Origin of the sequence: Sulfitobacter donghicola DSW-25 = KCTC 12864 = JCM 14565 (assembly GCF_000622405.1) — a bacterium.
Taxonomy (GTDB): Bacteria; Pseudomonadota; Alphaproteobacteria; order Rhodobacterales; family Rhodobacteraceae; genus Sulfitobacter; species Sulfitobacter donghicola.
This window is the reverse complement of the sequence record NZ_JASF01000005.1, coordinates 868,543-884,261: the sequence shown is the minus strand read 5'-3', so window position 1 is coordinate 884,261 and position 15,719 is coordinate 868,543. Positions and strand designations below refer to the sequence as shown.

The 15,719-nt window shown below is 55.4% G+C and carries 16 protein-coding genes; 10 read left to right on the top strand and 6 right to left on the bottom strand.

The genetic code is table 11. The annotated features are described in order from the left end of the window. Window positions 1-43: 43 nt before the first annotated feature. Window positions 44-1,150: an NAD(P)/FAD-dependent oxidoreductase gene (locus tag Z948_RS0105330; protein ID WP_255209615.1), complete on the bottom strand. Its 1,107-nt coding sequence runs from the start codon at window positions 1,148-1,150 to the stop codon at window positions 44-46. Between the two features lie 81 nt (window positions 1,151-1,231). Between Z948_RS0105330 and Z948_RS0105325 the strand changes: the two genes are divergently transcribed. Beyond that, window positions 1,232-1,576, top strand: coding sequence for a MerR family transcriptional regulator (locus tag Z948_RS0105325; RefSeq protein ID WP_025058535.1), 345 nt, complete (start codon window positions 1,232-1,234; stop codon window positions 1,574-1,576). A gap of 73 nt (window positions 1,577-1,649) precedes the next feature. On the opposite strand, the gene Z948_RS0105320 is transcribed toward Z948_RS0105325, so the two are convergent. After that, window positions 1,650-2,597, bottom strand: a complete 948-nt coding sequence (locus tag Z948_RS0105320) for an SDR family oxidoreductase (RefSeq protein WP_025058534.1) — start codon at window positions 2,595-2,597, stop codon at window positions 1,650-1,652. A 169-nt stretch (window positions 2,598-2,766) separates the two neighbouring features. On the opposite strand from Z948_RS0105320, the gene Z948_RS0105315 reads away from it, so the two are divergent. Further along, entirely contained in the window at window positions 2,767-3,660 is an 894-nt protein-coding gene (locus tag Z948_RS0105315; RefSeq protein WP_025058533.1) for an AraC family transcriptional regulator, read from the top strand. A gap of 123 nt (window positions 3,661-3,783) precedes the next feature. Here Z948_RS0105315 and Z948_RS0105310 read toward each other — a convergent pair whose 3' ends face one another. From Z948_RS0105310 to Z948_RS0105295, 3 genes are all read right to left on the bottom strand, one after another. Beyond that, window positions 3,784-4,206: a hypothetical protein gene (locus tag Z948_RS0105310; RefSeq protein ID WP_025058532.1), complete on the bottom strand. Its 423-nt coding sequence runs from the start codon at window positions 4,204-4,206 to the stop codon at window positions 3,784-3,786. Between the two features lie 233 nt (window positions 4,207-4,439). Then, a complete protein-coding gene (locus tag Z948_RS0105305; RefSeq protein WP_025058531.1) occupies window positions 4,440-5,561 on the bottom strand; it encodes an aminotransferase in 1,122 nt (373 codons plus the stop codon). A 502-nt stretch (window positions 5,562-6,063) separates the two neighbouring features. Next, window positions 6,064-6,585 (bottom strand): winged helix DNA-binding protein, encoded by a 522-nt coding sequence (locus Z948_RS0105295; RefSeq protein ID WP_025058530.1) that lies wholly within the window; start codon window positions 6,583-6,585, stop codon window positions 6,064-6,066. Between the two features lie 170 nt (window positions 6,586-6,755). On the opposite strand from Z948_RS0105295, the gene Z948_RS0105290 reads away from it, so the two are divergent. Genes Z948_RS0105290 through Z948_RS0105265 form a run of 6 tightly spaced genes read left to right on the top strand, consistent with a single transcriptional unit; the run spans window position 6,756 to window position 12,170 of the window. Further along, window positions 6,756-7,727, top strand: coding sequence for a TRAP transporter substrate-binding protein (locus Z948_RS0105290; RefSeq protein ID WP_025058529.1), 972 nt, complete (start codon window positions 6,756-6,758; stop codon window positions 7,725-7,727). A gap of 59 nt (window positions 7,728-7,786) precedes the next feature. Further along, window positions 7,787-8,335, top strand: a complete 549-nt coding sequence (locus Z948_RS0105285; protein WP_025058528.1) for a TRAP transporter small permease — start codon at window positions 7,787-7,789, stop codon at window positions 8,333-8,335. 11 nt (window positions 8,336-8,346) lie between these two features. Then, entirely contained in the window at window positions 8,347-9,642 is a 1,296-nt protein-coding gene (locus Z948_RS0105280; protein ID WP_025058527.1) for a TRAP transporter large permease, read from the top strand. 23 nt (window positions 9,643-9,665) lie between these two features. After that, the gene (locus Z948_RS0105275) at window positions 9,666-10,379 is read left to right on the top strand and encodes a 5-oxoprolinase subunit B family protein (RefSeq protein ID WP_037952104.1); all 714 of its coding nucleotides are present in this window, start codon (window positions 9,666-9,668) and stop codon (window positions 10,377-10,379) included. Continuing rightward, entirely contained in the window at window positions 10,376-11,395 is a 1,020-nt protein-coding gene (locus Z948_RS0105270) for a 5-oxoprolinase subunit C family protein (protein WP_025058525.1), read from the top strand. Before Z948_RS0105275 ends, Z948_RS0105270 begins: the two co-directional genes overlap by 4 nt. Window position 11,396: 1 nt before the next feature. Beyond that, window positions 11,397-12,170: a LamB/YcsF family protein gene (locus tag Z948_RS0105265; RefSeq protein WP_025058524.1), complete on the top strand. Its 774-nt coding sequence runs from the start codon at window positions 11,397-11,399 to the stop codon at window positions 12,168-12,170. Window positions 12,171-12,181: 11 nt separating this feature from the next. On the opposite strand, the gene Z948_RS0105260 is transcribed toward Z948_RS0105265, so the two are convergent. Then, entirely contained in the window at window positions 12,182-13,111 is a 930-nt protein-coding gene (locus Z948_RS0105260; RefSeq protein ID WP_052033160.1) for a LysR substrate-binding domain-containing protein, read from the bottom strand. 98 nt (window positions 13,112-13,209) lie between these two features. Between Z948_RS0105260 and Z948_RS17830 the strand changes: the two genes are divergently transcribed. Both Z948_RS17830 and Z948_RS0105250 read left to right on the top strand, forming a co-directional pair. Beyond that, complete coding sequence (locus tag Z948_RS17830; RefSeq protein WP_025058522.1) at window positions 13,210-13,863, top strand: pyroglutamyl-peptidase I; 654 nt, start codon at window positions 13,210-13,212, stop codon at window positions 13,861-13,863. 13 nt (window positions 13,864-13,876) lie between these two features. Beyond that, complete coding sequence (locus Z948_RS0105250) at window positions 13,877-15,718, top strand: ABC transporter ATP-binding protein (RefSeq protein WP_025058521.1); 1,842 nt, start codon at window positions 13,877-13,879, stop codon at window positions 15,716-15,718. Window position 15,719 lies beyond the last annotated feature (1 nt).

Sequence of the window (15,719 nt, the reverse complement as noted above, 5' to 3'; positions counted from 1 at the left end):
CGTATCAAAAACTCAGATTGGTCCCGAGAGTGAGTTCCTCGCCTTAGGTCCTGTTCAGCATCTTGCGGTATTTGGAGACAAACAGATCCTTGCCCTTCATGAGGCGGGTCATCAAATCACCTGCGGTGAATAAGACGAGGAAAGAACTGCCTTTCAGCGGCCCGAGAGGGACTAGGAAAGGCGCCTTGCCCCACGGCTTGTATTTGGCCGTTTCCTCGACCTTTTTGCCGTTGATCAGTGACGTCAGCATCTTTTCCAGCCAAGGTGTCTGGCGGCTTACGGCGACGATTGTCATCGCATCTCCGGACTCTGCCACATCTCCTGCTGCAAAGACGTTTGGCAGATCAGAGGGGCGCAGCCACGGGTCTGTCTTGACCCTATTTGCACCCCCTTTGGAGATGCCGGGCAGCGTGTCCAGAATGGCGGATGAGGCACGAGACCCGATAACGGGGAAGATCAGATCAGCGGCAATTTTGTCACCGTTATTCAGTTCCAGCGCGCCAGAATAGGGTTCTGTTAGGCTCTCAAGGTTTTCGGCGCGCACACCAAAGATCGTCGTCACGCCAGCATCATTGAGTTTACCGAATAGGGTTGTCCCAAGCTTCGATGGCATGGTCGGAAACAGCGACGGCTCTGACGAAATCAACGTGACCTTTTTGTCCGGCATGAAATGCGCAATTTCACCGGCCAATTCTGTCCCGACCGCCCCTGCGCCAACAATGGCGACGCTTTGCGCGGCCTCCAGCATCGCGTGAATGCGCGCGTTATCCGCCCGAAAGGCTTCGATGCTGTCACTGGTCGGTTTGAAGGGCGTCGCATTGTTAGAGCCTGTCGCGACAACGATGTAATCGCCAAGCACCTCAGTTCCGTCGTCAAGAGTGACTCCCGCGGAGGTTATGCTATGGGCGCGGGCGCGCAGGACTTGGCCGTTTTTGAGCAAATCATCATAGGGGATCAAACCTTGATCCAGAATTTGCGGGTCAACAACCGCGCGGATCATCGCAGGGGCGTGGACGAAATGGCTGCGAGGTTCAATCAGTGTCACCTCGGCCTTTGAGTCCATCGCTTTGGCCAGTTGTACACCAACATAACCCCCACCGACGATAATAATACGTTTTGTCATGTGCGATGCCCCAGTAGCTAATTTGATTGCATTTTGATGTTCTTGGATGCATGTAAACGAAACGGAAATAAAAACAATAGACCATTGTCCACGGTTTAGGATTTAGCGATGCGCATTGGCGAACTTGCACAGAAATCTGGCGTTAGTCGGGATACAATCCGGTTTTACGAACGAAATGGCCTGATCACTTCGACCGTCGGCGACAGTGAGACGAATAGCTATCGCAATTACAAAGACGACAGCCTCGTTTGGCTTCAATTTTTCGCAGGCGCACGAGAAGCAGGCATGTCAGTTGCTGACCTGCGCTCAATTGTGGAGGCCACCGCAGAGAGTTGCGACCGCGAGGTCGCGCGCGCCGTCATCCAGCGTAAAATCGAAGAGTTGAAAGAGCGCGAAGAGCAGATTGGAAAAGTTGTCCGGTTTCTGGAAAACGCGCTGTCTGGGTCAAAGTGAACGAACGGGCCAAGCAACACGACACTGTTGGGCAGGTAAACGAGGCCTGAAGCTCAGCTTTTGCGGTGGAACATCATATGGCCCATCTGAATCCGGTGGCCTGTTCAGAGACTTCCCAAAGCTTTTCCATGACCGCTTTGTCATAAGCGTGGGGATTTAGCGTGCCTTTCCCAACCGGACCACCCGTTTGCATCAAACCTGTGGGGCCATAAAGCGCGCGTTGTTCCAGCCCATCTTCAGTCGCGCACATGATCTCGGGGTAGGCACCTTTCTCGGCGGTTTGAACCATAGGCGTCTTACTGATAAACCACCACGTCAACCGCGTCAGAAGCCCCCCGCTTGTGCTTATCAGGGAGGTCGCCGAAGCGCCGGGGTGGCAGACATAGACCTGAACATCTTTGCCAGTCCTTTTCAGACGATCTTGCAACTCATAGGCAAACATCATCTGGGCCAACTTGCTTTGGCTATAAACGGGATTGGCGCTGTAGTTTTTGTCCCAATTTATGTCATCGAACTGGATGGTTTTGATCCCCAAGTTATAGCCGAGACTGGCGACAACGACGATGCGTCCTTTGCTGGCTTCGATCCTGTCAAACAACATCCCGCACAACACGAAATGGCCGTAGTGATTAGTGCCAAGCTGGCTCTCGAACCCATCAACGGTGAACTTTTGTTTCGGCACTTGGGCGATAGCCGCGTTGCAGATCAGCGCGTCAATCTGCGAAACAGTATTGTTCACCTCAGCTGCAGCTGCGCGCACGCTTGCCAGATCAGACAGGTCCATACGTATGAAGCGCACATCGGCATTTGGGCCAAACTCTTCCTTCAGTTCTTTAATGGCGGCGTTGGATTTGTCTGCGCTACGGTTCAGCATCACCACCTTTGCACCCTTTGACAAAAAGCTGCGCGCGGCCTGAAAACCAGCGCCTGCGTTGGCGCCGGTGATTAAGTAAGTTTTGCCTGTAAGAGACCCAAGGCGTTCTGGTGTCCAACCTTTGGGTCCGAATGTCGTATCTGCCATTGTGTTGCTCCTTTTGACGTCGGCGTTCTAGCCGCAGGGTTCGTGGTGGTGTCTTGGGATTGTAGATAACTCTCGCTGTCTGTTGAAAATAGGCGGAATTGTCTTGAATACTTGCCTGATTGTATCAGTTGGGTTGTCAGCGCGATTTCCGCCGCATTAAATTGGCCGTATGAGCAAACAACGTATCAGACAGCTTATCGAAAGCCGTACCAGCCAAGACGGTTTGACTGAATCCGGCATTAAGGGTGTGCGCATGTTTCGGGCCACACAGGCGATCCCTTGTGTGCCGGCTGTGTATGAACCCAGCATCGTTGCCATTGTCAGCGGTTCTAAGGAAGCCGTTTTGGATGGTCACAGATATGTCTACGACGACAACCGATACTTATGTTGCCCCATGTCGATGCCAGTGAAAGCTGGAACACCTAAGGCATCCACAGATAATCCTCTCTATGGTGTTTTCATTTCCCTAAACCAACGGGTCATGGCGGAACTGGTGCTTGAGATGGAAAATGTTGGCGGCGCGCTCCCCGTGATCAAGGGCGATTTGCGCGTGCAGGGTATTCGACTGGCAGAGTGGGATGAGAGTTTCACCGATGCGCTATTACGGTTGTTACAGCTAGGGGCAAACCCAACGGATGCAGCCGTGCTTGGGGATGCAAGGCTGCGCGAGTTGTACTATGCGGTCCTTCAGGGGGAAGCGGGCGCGTTTGCGCGTCAGGCCTTTGGCGCTGGCAACGCCATCGCGCGCTCCATCTCGCATGTCTCGTCCCATCTGGACCAGCCAATTTCGATTGACGATATGGCAACCCGAGCAGGCATGAGCCGCGCGGTGTTTCATCGCAAGTTCAAACAAGTCACAACAATGGCCCCGATCCAATTCGTGAAATCAATGCGCCTTAACAACGCTGCCATGAAGATTGCAGGCGGCATGACAGTGAACGAGGCGGCAATAGGCGTGGGCTACGTCAGCCCCTCGCAATTCAGCCGAGAGTTCAAGCGCATGTATGGCCAATCGCCCAGACAGTGGGGCGAAGCGCAACAGGTTCCGATGGGTGTCACCTGATCACTCCGAAGCGCGTCAAAAGCAGGCCCAAATTGTCATATCCATTTACCAATTCGATCTCCCGAACAATGATCATAGACAAGTTCAAGACTGCAACTTTGGCGGCGTGATTTAGGTCGGGTTCTAGGGCGCTGAATGCAGGTCTCCATATGTGTGCGCACCAAAAAAGCCGACCCAAAGATAACGTTGCGAATGCGCCATCTGAGCCAAGGTCATAGGCAGGTTGCTTTGGTCGGTCCAAATATTGATCTGCTTCCGTTCAGTACTATAGGTTGGCGTTCGGATCTGATCCGGAGGGACGAACCGTATGTAGCCATTCGTGACTTGCGAGCTTGGCGAAGGCGACCCCAGCAATCGAATATAGCCCTGACTTCCAGCGACACCGTTCGTTGCGTGCCCTGCTGTGAAAAATTGTGACGTTTGAACGATCAGTATCTCTCGGCCGGTTGCTGTAAGGCGTTCACCTTTGGCTGGGGGGAAAATATGATCAAGCTGCGAAATAATCTCATCGACTTGCTCTTCGATGGGGAGGGGTAAAATGGACATCTAAATTCCTTTTTCCTTATTCAAGTTGAGTGTTTTGAAATTTCTTTTGGGGAACCAGCATTGAAACAATGATACATGATTTCCGTTTTGACGCAAAATTGCGCTCAAAAGAGCACTTGTCCCGTCAGCTTTGCCAGCTTTGGAATATCAACGTCCTATGACGATGTTACAGGCGTGACGAGTGCCGCGCATATTGAGGCGGGCATAACATTTCTTTTTCATGCTTCTTGAGCTCAGGCTTGTTTCGCCAAGAAAGCAGAGACAAGCTTTAGCCCTTCTTTCAAGATCGCAGGGTTATTCGCATAGCCAATCCGCACGTAACCTTCCATATTCAGCGCCGAGCCGGGGGTGAGCATGACGCCTGTTTCTTTCAACAAAGCGATACAGAAGTCCCGAGATGTCATCGGCAGGTCGAACTTTAGCAAGGCCGTGGTGCCTGATTTTGGCTTGACCCAACTGATTTTGGGTTCCTGGGCAACCCATGCATCCAGTATCGCAAGGTTGCCACGTGTAATCGTTTGACTGCGTCCTAGCACTTTGTCGCTATTTTCCAGCGCAAGCGTTGCGAAATGATCGTTGATCATCCCGATAGAAATGGTGTCGTAATCGCGGTGGATTGAAACGGCATCTATCACCTCGCGCGGTGCTGCGATCCACCCAAGGCGCAGACCCGCAAGCGCAAAGGCCTTGGATACGCTGGCGGTGCTGATCCCTTTTTCATAAACATCGGCCATCGAAATGGTCGCACCCAAACCCTGTTGGTTTGTGCCGCGATAAACCTCGTCACAAAGCACCCAAGCCCCCACTGCGCGGGCAATCGACGCAATGGCTTCCAGCATCTCGCGGTCCATCAATGCGCCGGTCGGGTTGTTGGGATTGTTGATCGCAATCAGTTTGGTGTCGGGCGTAACAAGCGTGCGCAATTCCTCTAGGTCTGGAAGAAATCCGTTGTCTTCGCGCAATTGCAGATGATGTACTTTAGCGCCAATGCTAGCGGGGATCGAATAGTGCTGCTGATAGGTCGGCACAACAGCGACAACCCGATCACCCGCAGAAACCATGGCCTTATGTACCAACATATTGGCCCCGATTGTGCCGTGTGTGATGACCATATTCTCGGCCTTTTGCTTCTCATAAAGTGCGCAAATTGCGCGGCGCAGACGCATCGACCCCTCAATCGCGCCGTAGGTCATTTTCATCGAAAGAAGGTCCGACAGGTCGGCGTCATTCTTGCCCGCAAGGGTCAGCAATTCGTCAATCGTCAGGCTCTCTACACAGGTCTCGGCCAAATTCCACTCGCATTTGGTCTCCCACTCGTTCATCCAAATTTCGACGCCAAAAGGTTCGATGTGCATAGTGTGGTTCCTATTTAGGGGCGCAAGCGGCGCGATAGATGGCATGGGCGATGGCAATGTCTACAAGACCTAAATCAACAGAGCGAAAAAAGAGGGGCCGGTCCCTATCAGGTATCGGGCATTTTCCAGCAGACAGCTCGCCTAGATCACCACGCAGATCGTCGACCGTCCAGCCGTAATCTTGTGCGGCAAGAACGATCTCGCCTGCTGTTGTCGATGTTGTCGCGCGGCTTCGGCCTGTTTACCCACTATTTGCCACAGCATTCCGACACATGTGGGCGCGGAGTTCAAATAACATCGCGGCTTTATCCGAGCAGCGCGCGCCATTGGAAGGCTTTGCGAAAGATATCTTGTCCCGCGCAAAGCGGAAACAATTCGGTTGATTTTGAAAGGCCATTCAAGCTTGTCCATTTGCCTGACGCTTGGCATTGCTCTCCCTACAGCAATTAAGGAAGGCATTCTTGCAATGGCAAGAGGCCGAGACCCGAAGCAAATAACGCTTTCAAAGCGATGCGGCGGCGCGGCTGGCTTGGTCATAGTGGCCAGACAGAGCGCGTAACATACGGGCCAGTTCGCGCAACTCGGTGCCGCTCATATCCGTGGGGGATAGCCCCTCCAACAGGCATTGCCGCCGCACATCGCGGTAAGCCTCGCACAGCGCGATTCCGGTTGCCGATGTCCGGTAAAAGACTTCTTTGCCCCGTTTCTCGGATACGATCAGCTCGGCCTTTAGCAGTTTGCGCAGGGCATAGTTCACCGTGTGGCTGTCTTCGATGTTGAGCAGAAAACAGATGTCGGTGAGCCGTTTATCCCTGTCCCGATGGTTGACGTTATGCAGGATCAGAATTTCGAGGGGGCTGAGGTCGGGCTGGCCCGCAGCCGCCATGCAGCGCGTGACCCACCGCGAGAATGCGTTGAACCCGACGATCAGACCAAATTCAAGCTCTGACAACTCCCAGCCCTCGCCTTCGGCTAGGTGGCGCGAAGAGACGATTCGACGGTTAGCGGAGGATTTGTCTGTCATTGATGGCTCTCTTCACACGCATCTCTCTGATAATTTTAGCATATGATGTCCATATTTCCTCGATATTTCAATAGGCATAACCTCTGCTCATCCAATACGATTATAAAACGTTGACGAAATGCAAGCGTAATGTAAGTTTGCCTGCATCCAACAAAAACAGGGAGACAACGATGCTCATTTCACGAATTCTTGGCGGCACGGCCGCTGCTCTGGCTGGGCTGGCCATTAGCGCACAGGCTGAAACCTGGGACATGCCAACGCCTTACCCCGACGCGACCTTCCACACAGTCAACATCAGTGAATTTGCCTCTGATGTGGCCACTGCAACGGATGGCGCGCTTGAAATTAACGTCCATTCAGCGGCGTCGCTATTTAAGCACCCCGAGATCAGCCGCGCAGTGCGCAGCGGTCAGGTACCGATTGGCGAGTTTTTCCTGTCGTTGCTGGCAAATGAAAATCCGGCCTTTGGCGCGGACTCGCTGCCGTTCCTTGCCACCAACTATGATGATGCGGAAAAACTATGGGCCGCTCAGAAAGATGTTATTTCCGAGTTGTTGAAAGAGCAGGGCATGATGGTGCTCTATGCTGTTCCGTGGCCACCACAGGGCCTTTATACCACCAGCGCGATCACCTCGGTTGAAGACCTCGCTGGCCTAAAGTTCCGCACTTATAACGCCACCCTCGAAGAGTTCGCCAACCTTGCAGGTGCGGCTCCGACGCAGGTTGAAGTGCCAGATATTCCACAAGCGTTCAGCACGGGCCGTGTTGAGGCGATGATCACGTCGCCCTCGACAGGCGTTAATTCCAAAGCTTGGGATTTCCTGACGCATTACACCGACATTCAGGCCTGGATTCCCAAGAACGTTGTGGTGGTGAACACCCGCTCTTTCCGCCGTCTGGATGACGCCACTCAGGCCGCCGTTCTTGAGGCAGCCGCCGCAGCGGAAACCCGCGGGTGGGAAATGAGCCGTTCAGAAACCAAAGCGCAAACTGCGGTTCTGGCCGAAAACGGCATCACTGTCGTCGAGCCATCCGAGGAACTGATGACAGGGCTGCGCGAGATCGGTGCGCAGATGCTGGAAAACTGGTCCGCAAAAGCAGGCGAAGCCGGTGCCGCATTGCTGAGCGCCTACGAGCAGTAATCCTACAGGTCGGGCGCATCACCGTGCCCGACCTAACCTTAACCTGAAGGGAACCGACGATGCGGCGTACCTTGGACTATCTTTACCAAATATCAGGCGGGTTGGCTGCCGCATTCATTGTGGCCATCGTTGGCGTTGTCTTTGTTCAAGTCTGTCTGAACCTTGCAGATAAGGTCGCCGCAGCCATTACCGGCGCTGGCCTTGGGCTGACGATCCCGTCTTATGCTGATTTCACAGGTTTCTTTTTAGCGGCGTCTACCTTTCTGGCGCTGGCCTATGCGCTGCGAGCGGGCGGGCATATTCGCGTAACGCTGCTGCTGACCCGCCTTCCGGCGCGCGCGCAACGCGGTGTTGAAATCATTGTCGTCGCTGTTGCCCTCGCGATGAGCGCCTATGCGAGCGGGTATATACTCCTGCTGGTTTACGAGTCCTTTGAATATGGCGACCGGTCGTCTGGCATGGTCTCTGTTCCGCTTTGGTTGCCGCAACTGCCCGTCGCGTTTGGCCTGATTATTCTCACCATTGCCTTGCTCGACGAATTGGTCGGTCTTTTGCGCGGTCGCCCTGCGTCTTGGGACGGCAAGGGCGAAAACCTGCTAAGCGAATAGGAACCCGAACCATGTCTGTTGCTGTCCTTTCGATTATTCTAATTGTGCTTCTGTTTGCCTTTCTTGGCGCGGGGCTTTGGGTTGCTTTTTCACTGCTGGGTGTGGGTATTGCTGCGATGGCACTGTTCACCGATGCGCCGCTGGGCCTTGTTATGGCGACGACCATGTGGGGGCATTCAAACTCTTGGGCTTTGGCCGCGCTGCCGCTGTTTATCTGGATGGGTGAAATCCTGTTCCGGTCACGCCTTTCAGACGATATGTTCACCGGTCTTTCGCCGTGGATGAACCGCCTGCCAGGCCAGTTGTTGCACGTCAACGTCTTTGCTTGCGGTATCTTTGCTGCGGTGTCTGGATCGTCGGCTGCAACGGCCGCGACCATTGGTAAACTTTCGATCCCCGAACTGTCGCGGCGCGGTTATCCTGAAAAGATGGTGATCGGGACCTTGGCTGGCTCGGCGACGCTGGGGCTGTTGATCCCGCCGTCAATCATCCTGATCGTCTATGGCGTGGCGACCGAGCAATCCATCGCGCGGCTGTTTATCGCAGGTGTTCTGCCGGGTGTTCTGTTGGTGACTCTTTTTGTTGGTTATGTCGCCATTTGGGCCATGATGAATCGCGACACTCTCCCAATGGAGGACATCTCAGCCACCTTCCGCGAGAAGCTGCGCCGCTCGCGGCGTTTGCTTCCCGTCATGTTGCTGATCAGCGGCGTGATCGGCTCGATCTATGCGGGTATTGCTTCGCCTACGGATGCTGCTGCCGTTGGGGTCGTGTTGGCGCTGGTGCTGTCGTGGAGCACTGGCACCCTGACGCGCGCGAGTTTTATAGACGGCCTAATGGGCGCGACCGTCACGTCCTGCATGATCGGCTTTATTCTGGCGGGGGCGTCTTTCCTGACCGTCGCCATGGGCTTTACAGGCATCCCACGCATCCTTGCCGAATGGATCGGTACCATGGGCCTGTCGACCTTTACTCTTCTGGCCGCACTAACGGTTTTCTTTGTGATCCTTGGCTGCTTTCTTGATGGGATTTCTGTTGTGGTTTTGACGGCCTCGGTCATCATGCCGATGGTGCAGCAGGCGGGGATCGATCCGCTGTGGTTTGGCATCTTTCTGGTGATCGTGGTCGAGATGAGCCAGATCACCCCGCCAGTTGGTTTTAACCTGTTCGTGCTTCAATCGCTCACAGGGCGGGATATTTTGACTGTCGCCCGTGCCGCGCTGCCGTTCTTCTTTCTGATGGTCATTGCATTGATACTGATCGTGATCTTCCCCTCTATCGTGACCTACCTGCCGGAGCAGATGTGACCCATCCATCCCCTGAATTCCCCATGGTCCGTCTGGGTGGTGTAGACGGTCTTTTGATCAGCTTTGGTGACAGGTTAAGTGAACCTGCCAACCGTGCTGCCTTGGCCTTTCGTGCCGCGCTCGAAGCTGAAGGTTGGGACGGTGTCGAGGAGACATCGTCGACGCTGGTGTCTTGTTTTGTCCGCTTTGATCCGTTGCAGCTGCCGCATGGCGTTATTAAGGCCAAGGTCGAAACCTTGGCCAAAGGCCGCAATTGGTTCGATGCGGCCTTGCCAGCGGGGCGGAGGTTCTGGCGTATTCCAACGGTCTATGGCGGCGATCTGGCGCCGCAACTTGGGCAGGCCGCCACAGCCGCAGGGATGAGCGAGGCTGAGGCGATCACCTCCCTTTCGGACGCGCGTGTGCGCGTGCAGGCGCTCGGTTTTGCGCCCGGTCAGCCTTATCTGGGCGAATTACCAAAAGCGTGGGATATACCGCGCCAAAGCAAACTTACCGAACGCGTCCCACAGGGGGCGTTGGTCGTGGCGATCCAGCAATTTGTGTTGTTTGGTGTGTCTGCGCCAACAGGCTGGCAACATGTCGGCCAAACGGCAATCAATCTATTCCAACCCGAGGTGGACGAACCGATCCTTTTACGCCCCGGTGACGAGGTCCAGTTCATTGCCACAGATGCCGCGTCATTAAACAACATGCGCAGCGACCCCAACGGCGGCGCAACCTACGAGATAATCAAATGAACGCCAAACTATCGATCTTACGCGCTGGCCCCAGCATGACATTGCAGGACATGGGGCGCGCTGGTCACTTGGCGCTTGGCCTGTCGCGTGGGGGGGCAGCTGATAGGCTGGCGCTGGCCGAGGGCGCGGCGCTGCTTGGCCAGCCTGCAAATACGCTCGCGTTGGAAATGGCGGCGCTGGGCGGGGAGTTTCAAGCCAGCGAGGACACGCGCATCGCCCTCACGGGGGCACCTATGCGCGTCACGATCGACGGTGAAGCGGTGGTGTGGAACGCGTCGCATTGGCTGCCAGCTGGAGCGCGTCTATCCATCGGCGCGGCCACTGCGGGCTGTTACGGGTATCTGCATGTTGGCGGCGGATTTGTTGCAGAACCGTTTTTGGGCGCCGCGTCTGCGCATCTTTCTGCTGGAATCGGCGCGTTGATACAGGATGGCGAAGATCTGGCTATTGGCACCGATGCAGGATGCGAAACAAACAGGATGATAGAGCCAGAAGACCGTTTTCACGGCGGTGCGGTTCGCCTTACCCACAGCTTTCAAACACATCTTTTTGAGAAGGCCACGCTTGACCGCTTACAATCCGAACCGCTGCGCCGTGCCGCGCGCGCAAACAGGATGGGTGTGGCGCTGACCCCTCAAGGTGGGGGTTATCACATTGAAGGTGGGCGCAACGTGGTGTCCGAAATTGTGTTGCCGGGCGACATTCAGGTCACGGGTGATGGTATGCCCTTTGTGCTGATGGTCGAATGCCAGACCACGGGCGGTTACCCTCGGATCGGCACGGTTCTGCCCTGCGACCTACCACGTGTGGCGCAGGCACCTGCGGGGGCGGAACTGCAGTTCCGTTTCATCGAGATCGATGAGGCCATAGAGCTGGAACGCGCCGAGGCCAAACGGCGGGTAGAGTTGGACAAATCTTGTCGCCCGTTGATCCGCGATCCGCGCCTTATGCGCGATCTGCTGTCATACAATCTGATCGATGGGGTGGTCGCCGGAAACGAAAGCTTGAGGAAATGACATGACCCAAACAGTCGATCTGAATGCCGACATGGGCGAAAGTTATGGCGCTTGGAAAATGGGCGATGACGCGGCCTTGCTGGATATTGTGACCTCGGCCAATGTCGCCTGCGGGTTTCATGCGGGGGATTGGGATGTGATGGCCGCAACAATGAAGGCGGCGGCGCAAAAAGGCGTTGGCATTGGCGCGCATCCTGGGTTTCCTGATCTACACGGGTTCGGACGGCAGCGAATGAACTTTGCTACGGGTTCCCTTCAAAATTTGGTGCGCTACCAAATTGGTGCAGCTCAGGCGATGGCGAGGGCCGCAGGCGGCGCGGTACGCCACCTCAAGCTGCATGGCGCATTGGCAAATATGGCATCTGAGGATGAGGCGATGGCCAAAGCCTGCTATGAGGCCGCACTCGACCTAGCTCCAGATCTCATCATCATGGTCTTAGCTGGCACAGCGCAGCAGCGTGCTGCATCTTCTTTGGGATGCAAAGTGGCCTGTGAAATCTTTGCGGATCGGGCCTATAATGATGACGCAACCTTGGTCGATCGCGCGCTATCTGGTGCCGTGATCCATGATCCGGACGAGGCAGGCCGCCGCATGGCCAAAATGGTCGGCGAGGGGGCTATCATCACCAATAGCGGTAAACGCATCGAAACGCGCATTGATACGATCTGCCTTCATGGTGACACCCCGTCGGCAGTCCGCATTGCATCCGAGGTTCGCCGTGCATTGGTGGACAGTGGCGTTACCCTTGCGCAGTTTGACGGGCTTCCCGTTTAGGGCGGTCGGTCTTACTCGGCGTCCAACCCGGCTGTGCCAAAAGACGCTGCGGTCACGCGCAAGACGGCTATAAATTCTTTCACCATACGTGAGACGGGCTGAAACTCCGGCAGGGCGACCACATAGGTATAATCCACCTGAGGTTCGAACGGGCGGGTCACCACGTTATTGCGCAGCCACGAATGCGCGGCGAAAGGCTCAATCAACCCGAGGGCAAGATTTTCTGCGATGAGGGCATACCCCGCGTGAGAACTCTGCGTGGCGATATTTGAATAGAACTGAACGCCGAAGCCTTCGAGCACACCAGTTGTTGCATCCCAGTCCACATCTGCTTCGGACAGAATGCGTAAAACGTTCTCGCCTTCTAGGTCCTGCGGGACGATGACGTCTTTTGCTGCCAGTGGATGAGACTCGTGCATGGCGCAGACATGGGGCACGGACAGCACAGGTTCTTGCGTCAATCCAGGCAAGTCAGGGAAAGCATGCGTGATTCCCAGATTGGTTTGTTGCGTTCGCAGTTTTAACGCGATCTTCGAATAGGATGCGGATTCAAGTTCGATTGCTACATTGGTGTGCAGTTTGCGAAAACGCGAAATCGCCTTTGGCACAATACTTGTCGAAAGTGCGGGCGTGGCGCAGATCTTGAGTGGGGTCGCAGACTGGTCGCGCAACTGTTGGGCAGAGTGCTCTAGCTGCTCAATTCCGATGAAAAAACTGTCGACCGCCGCATAGAATTGCGTTGCTTCTGCGGTGGGGTGCAAACGCCCCATGCGGCGCTCGAACAGCTTGAATTTTAAATGATATTCCAGATCAGCGACGAGACGACTGACCGCGGGTTGGGTCACTGACATCAGTTTGGCAGCCTGTGCCGTCGTGCCTGTCTGCATCACATATCGGAACGCTTCGACCTGCCTATGTTTCATCATTTGTTTCGACCACATATAACATTTTCACATTCTCTTATGTATCAAAATGACTTGATTGCATCAACTCGGTCGCCAAAAAAGTTAGTTAATATTTTGGTTAGGAAGGATGCAGGGTGCAGCTACCACGAATTCTTGTCGCCGGTTACGGCGCTTGGGCAAAGGCCGAAGACAACCCCGCAGCGCAAATTGTCGGTGAGCTTGGCAAACGCGATTGGGCCGGTTGCGAGGTAATCGGCCATGTGATGCCTGTCCATTCTGATGACCTATCAGCAAGCATTCAGGCGTTGTTGGATAAACACCAGCCCGATGCTTGGGTTGGTATCGGCGTCTCCGAAGCCGCAATCATCCAGACGGAAATGGTAGGCGTAAACTGGCGCCATTTTGACGTGCCCGACAATTCCGGCGCGCAGGTCAACCTATCGCCGATCATTTCTGACGGGCCGGTGGGGTATAACGCGACGCTGCCAAATGCTGAGATGGTCAACGCGATGAATGCCGCGGGTATCCCCGCATCGGTTTCATTCAGCGCCGGAACGCATCTGTGCAACCAGATGCTCTATACCACGGCGCATGTGATTGAGAAACGAGGCCTGCAAACGCTGGCAGGTTTCATTCACGTCCCTCAGACCCCTGCCAATATCGCGAAGATGCAAGATCGCAAGCGGCATTCGGCCTCTATGAGTTTGGGCATGACAACCGATGCAATCGCGATCTGCATCGAAACCCTCACGGCTGCATTAACCGCACGCTCTGCCAAAGCCGATTGAGAAGGAGACCACTATGCCTGACATTACCGCTTCGAATACGCCTTTGCTTTCCGTCCGTGACCTGAGTGTCACCTTCGGAGAAGGCCCCACCGCCGCGCGGGTGGTTGATGGTGTTTCCTTTGATATTGCGCACAATCGCACCCTCGCCATTGTTGGTGAATCCGGTTCGGGCAAGTCGATCACGTCACTGGCGGTCCTTGGCTTGCTAAAACACTTGGGCGGGCGGGTCGCGGGTGGTGAGATACTGTTTCAAAGTGATGTTTTGGGGCGGCGCGTCAATCTCGACCATCTGACTGAGGCCGAGCTTCGCAAAATACGCGGCAATGAGATCGCGATGATCTTTCAAGAGCCAATGACATCGCTCAATCCAGTCTACACGATTGGTTCGCAGATGGGGGAAACGCTTGCGCTCCACCAGTGTTTGTCGCGCAATGATGCACGCAAGAAAGCGCAAGAGTTTCTCGACCTTGTGCGCCTCCCGAACGCCAAGCGGTTGCTCGATTCTTATCCCCACCAGCTTTCTGGTGGCATGCGCCAGCGGGTGATGATCGCCATGGCGCTGTGCTGTCAGCCAAAAATCCTGATTGCGGACGAGCCGACAACCGCACTGGATGTGACCATTCAGGCGCAAATCCTACACATCATCCGCGATCTTCAGGCCGAAATGCAGACCTCGGTGATCTTTATCAGTCATGACATGGGTGTGGTGTCGGAAATGGCCGATGACGTGCTGGTGATGAAGGCGAGCAAACCTATCGAAGCAGGTGGCGTGACAGAGGTGCTGAGCCACCCCAAGGAACCCTATACGCAAGAGCTTTTGGCCGCTGTGCCGCGGATTGGCTCGATGACGGGCACAACGATGCCAAAGCTATTTGACATCCCGGGCCAAGAGAACGCGCCTGCGGCGGCCCCCGCCAAACCGGTTGACCGCAGCAAACCGGTTCTGGAAATCGAAGATTTGACGGTGCGGTTTGATATTCGGGGCGGGCTCCTCAGTCGCGTCACCCACCGCGTCCATGCCGCCGAAAAGCTGTCGTTCAACATCTACCCAGGCGAAACGCTGGCGCTTGTCGGGGAATCGGGTAGCGGCAAGTCGACCGTCGGTAAAACGATCCAGCAATTGCAGGAACCAGTGTCAGGCGCGATGCGCTTTCACGGGCAGGATATCTTTTCGCTGCCGACTGAGGACCGCAAAGCGTTTCGCAAGCAGACACAATACGTCTTTCAAGATCCTTACGGCTCGCTTAACCCGCGCAAGCCAGTCGGGGAGAGCCTGATCGAACCCGCCTTGGTCCATGGTCTTGTGACATCAAAGGCCGAAGCAAAGGACAAGGTTGCCGACTTGCTGGTGAAGGTTGGCTTGCCGGCAGAGCACGCAGGGCGCTATCCGCATCAGTTTTCTGGTGGGCAACGCCAACGCCTGTGTATCGCCCGCGCGCTGGCCTGTGATCCCAGCCTGATCATCGCGGACGAGGCCGTCTCGGCGCTTGATGTCAGTGTGCAAGCGCAGGTGGTCAATCTTTTGATGCAGTTGCAAGCCGAACAAGGGCTGTCTTACCTCTTTATCACCCATGACATGGCTGTGGTCGAACGGATCAGCCACCGTGTCGCTGTCATGTATCTGGGTCAGATCGTCGAGATCGGCAGCCGCCAACAGGTCTTTGAAAATCCGCAACATCCCTACACCAAAAGGCTTTTGTCCGCGGTGCCAGTCCTCAACCCCGGCGTTCGCCCCTCGCGGCCGCCGCTAGAGGGCGAAATCCCCAGCGGTTTGCGCGCTGTAGGCAATGAACCGGCCCCCGTGACGCTTAGGGCTGTGAGCGACGGGCACTTCGTTGCTGCGCAAGCCTCTTGAA

What these genes read in the sequence shown, in the direction of transcription:
- Z948_RS0105325 (WP_025058535.1), top strand. Translation starts at nt 1,232, where the DNA reads ATGCGCATTGGCGAACTTGCACAGAAATCTGGCGTTAGTCGGGATACA.
- Z948_RS0105320 (WP_025058534.1), bottom strand. Translation starts at nt 2,597, where the DNA reads ATGGCAGATACGACATTCGGACCCAAAGGTTGGACACCAGAACGCCTT.
- Z948_RS0105315 (WP_025058533.1), top strand. Translation starts at nt 2,767, where the DNA reads ATGAGCAAACAACGTATCAGACAGCTTATCGAAAGCCGTACCAGCCAA.
- Z948_RS0105310 (WP_025058532.1), bottom strand. Translation starts at nt 4,206, where the DNA reads ATGTCCATTTTACCCCTCCCCATCGAAGAGCAAGTCGATGAGATTATT.
- Z948_RS0105305 (WP_025058531.1), bottom strand. Translation starts at nt 5,561, where the DNA reads ATGCACATCGAACCTTTTGGCGTCGAAATTTGGATGAACGAGTGGGAG.
- Z948_RS0105295 (WP_025058530.1), bottom strand. Translation starts at nt 6,585, where the DNA reads ATGACAGACAAATCCTCCGCTAACCGTCGAATCGTCTCTTCGCGCCAC.
- Z948_RS0105290 (WP_025058529.1), top strand. Translation starts at nt 6,756, where the DNA reads ATGCTCATTTCACGAATTCTTGGCGGCACGGCCGCTGCTCTGGCTGGG.
- Z948_RS0105285 (WP_025058528.1), top strand. Translation starts at nt 7,787, where the DNA reads ATGCGGCGTACCTTGGACTATCTTTACCAAATATCAGGCGGGTTGGCT.
- Z948_RS0105280 (WP_025058527.1), top strand. Translation starts at nt 8,347, where the DNA reads ATGTCTGTTGCTGTCCTTTCGATTATTCTAATTGTGCTTCTGTTTGCC.
- Z948_RS0105275 (WP_037952104.1), top strand. Translation starts at nt 9,666, where the DNA reads ATGGTCCGTCTGGGTGGTGTAGACGGTCTTTTGATCAGCTTTGGTGAC.
- Z948_RS0105270 (WP_025058525.1), top strand. Translation starts at nt 10,376, where the DNA reads ATGAACGCCAAACTATCGATCTTACGCGCTGGCCCCAGCATGACATTG.
- Z948_RS0105265 (WP_025058524.1), top strand. Translation starts at nt 11,397, where the DNA reads ATGACCCAAACAGTCGATCTGAATGCCGACATGGGCGAAAGTTATGGC.
- Z948_RS0105260 (WP_052033160.1), bottom strand. Translation starts at nt 13,111, where the DNA reads ATGTGGTCGAAACAAATGATGAAACATAGGCAGGTCGAAGCGTTCCGA.
- Z948_RS0105250 (WP_025058521.1), top strand. Translation starts at nt 13,877, where the DNA reads ATGCCTGACATTACCGCTTCGAATACGCCTTTGCTTTCCGTCCGTGAC.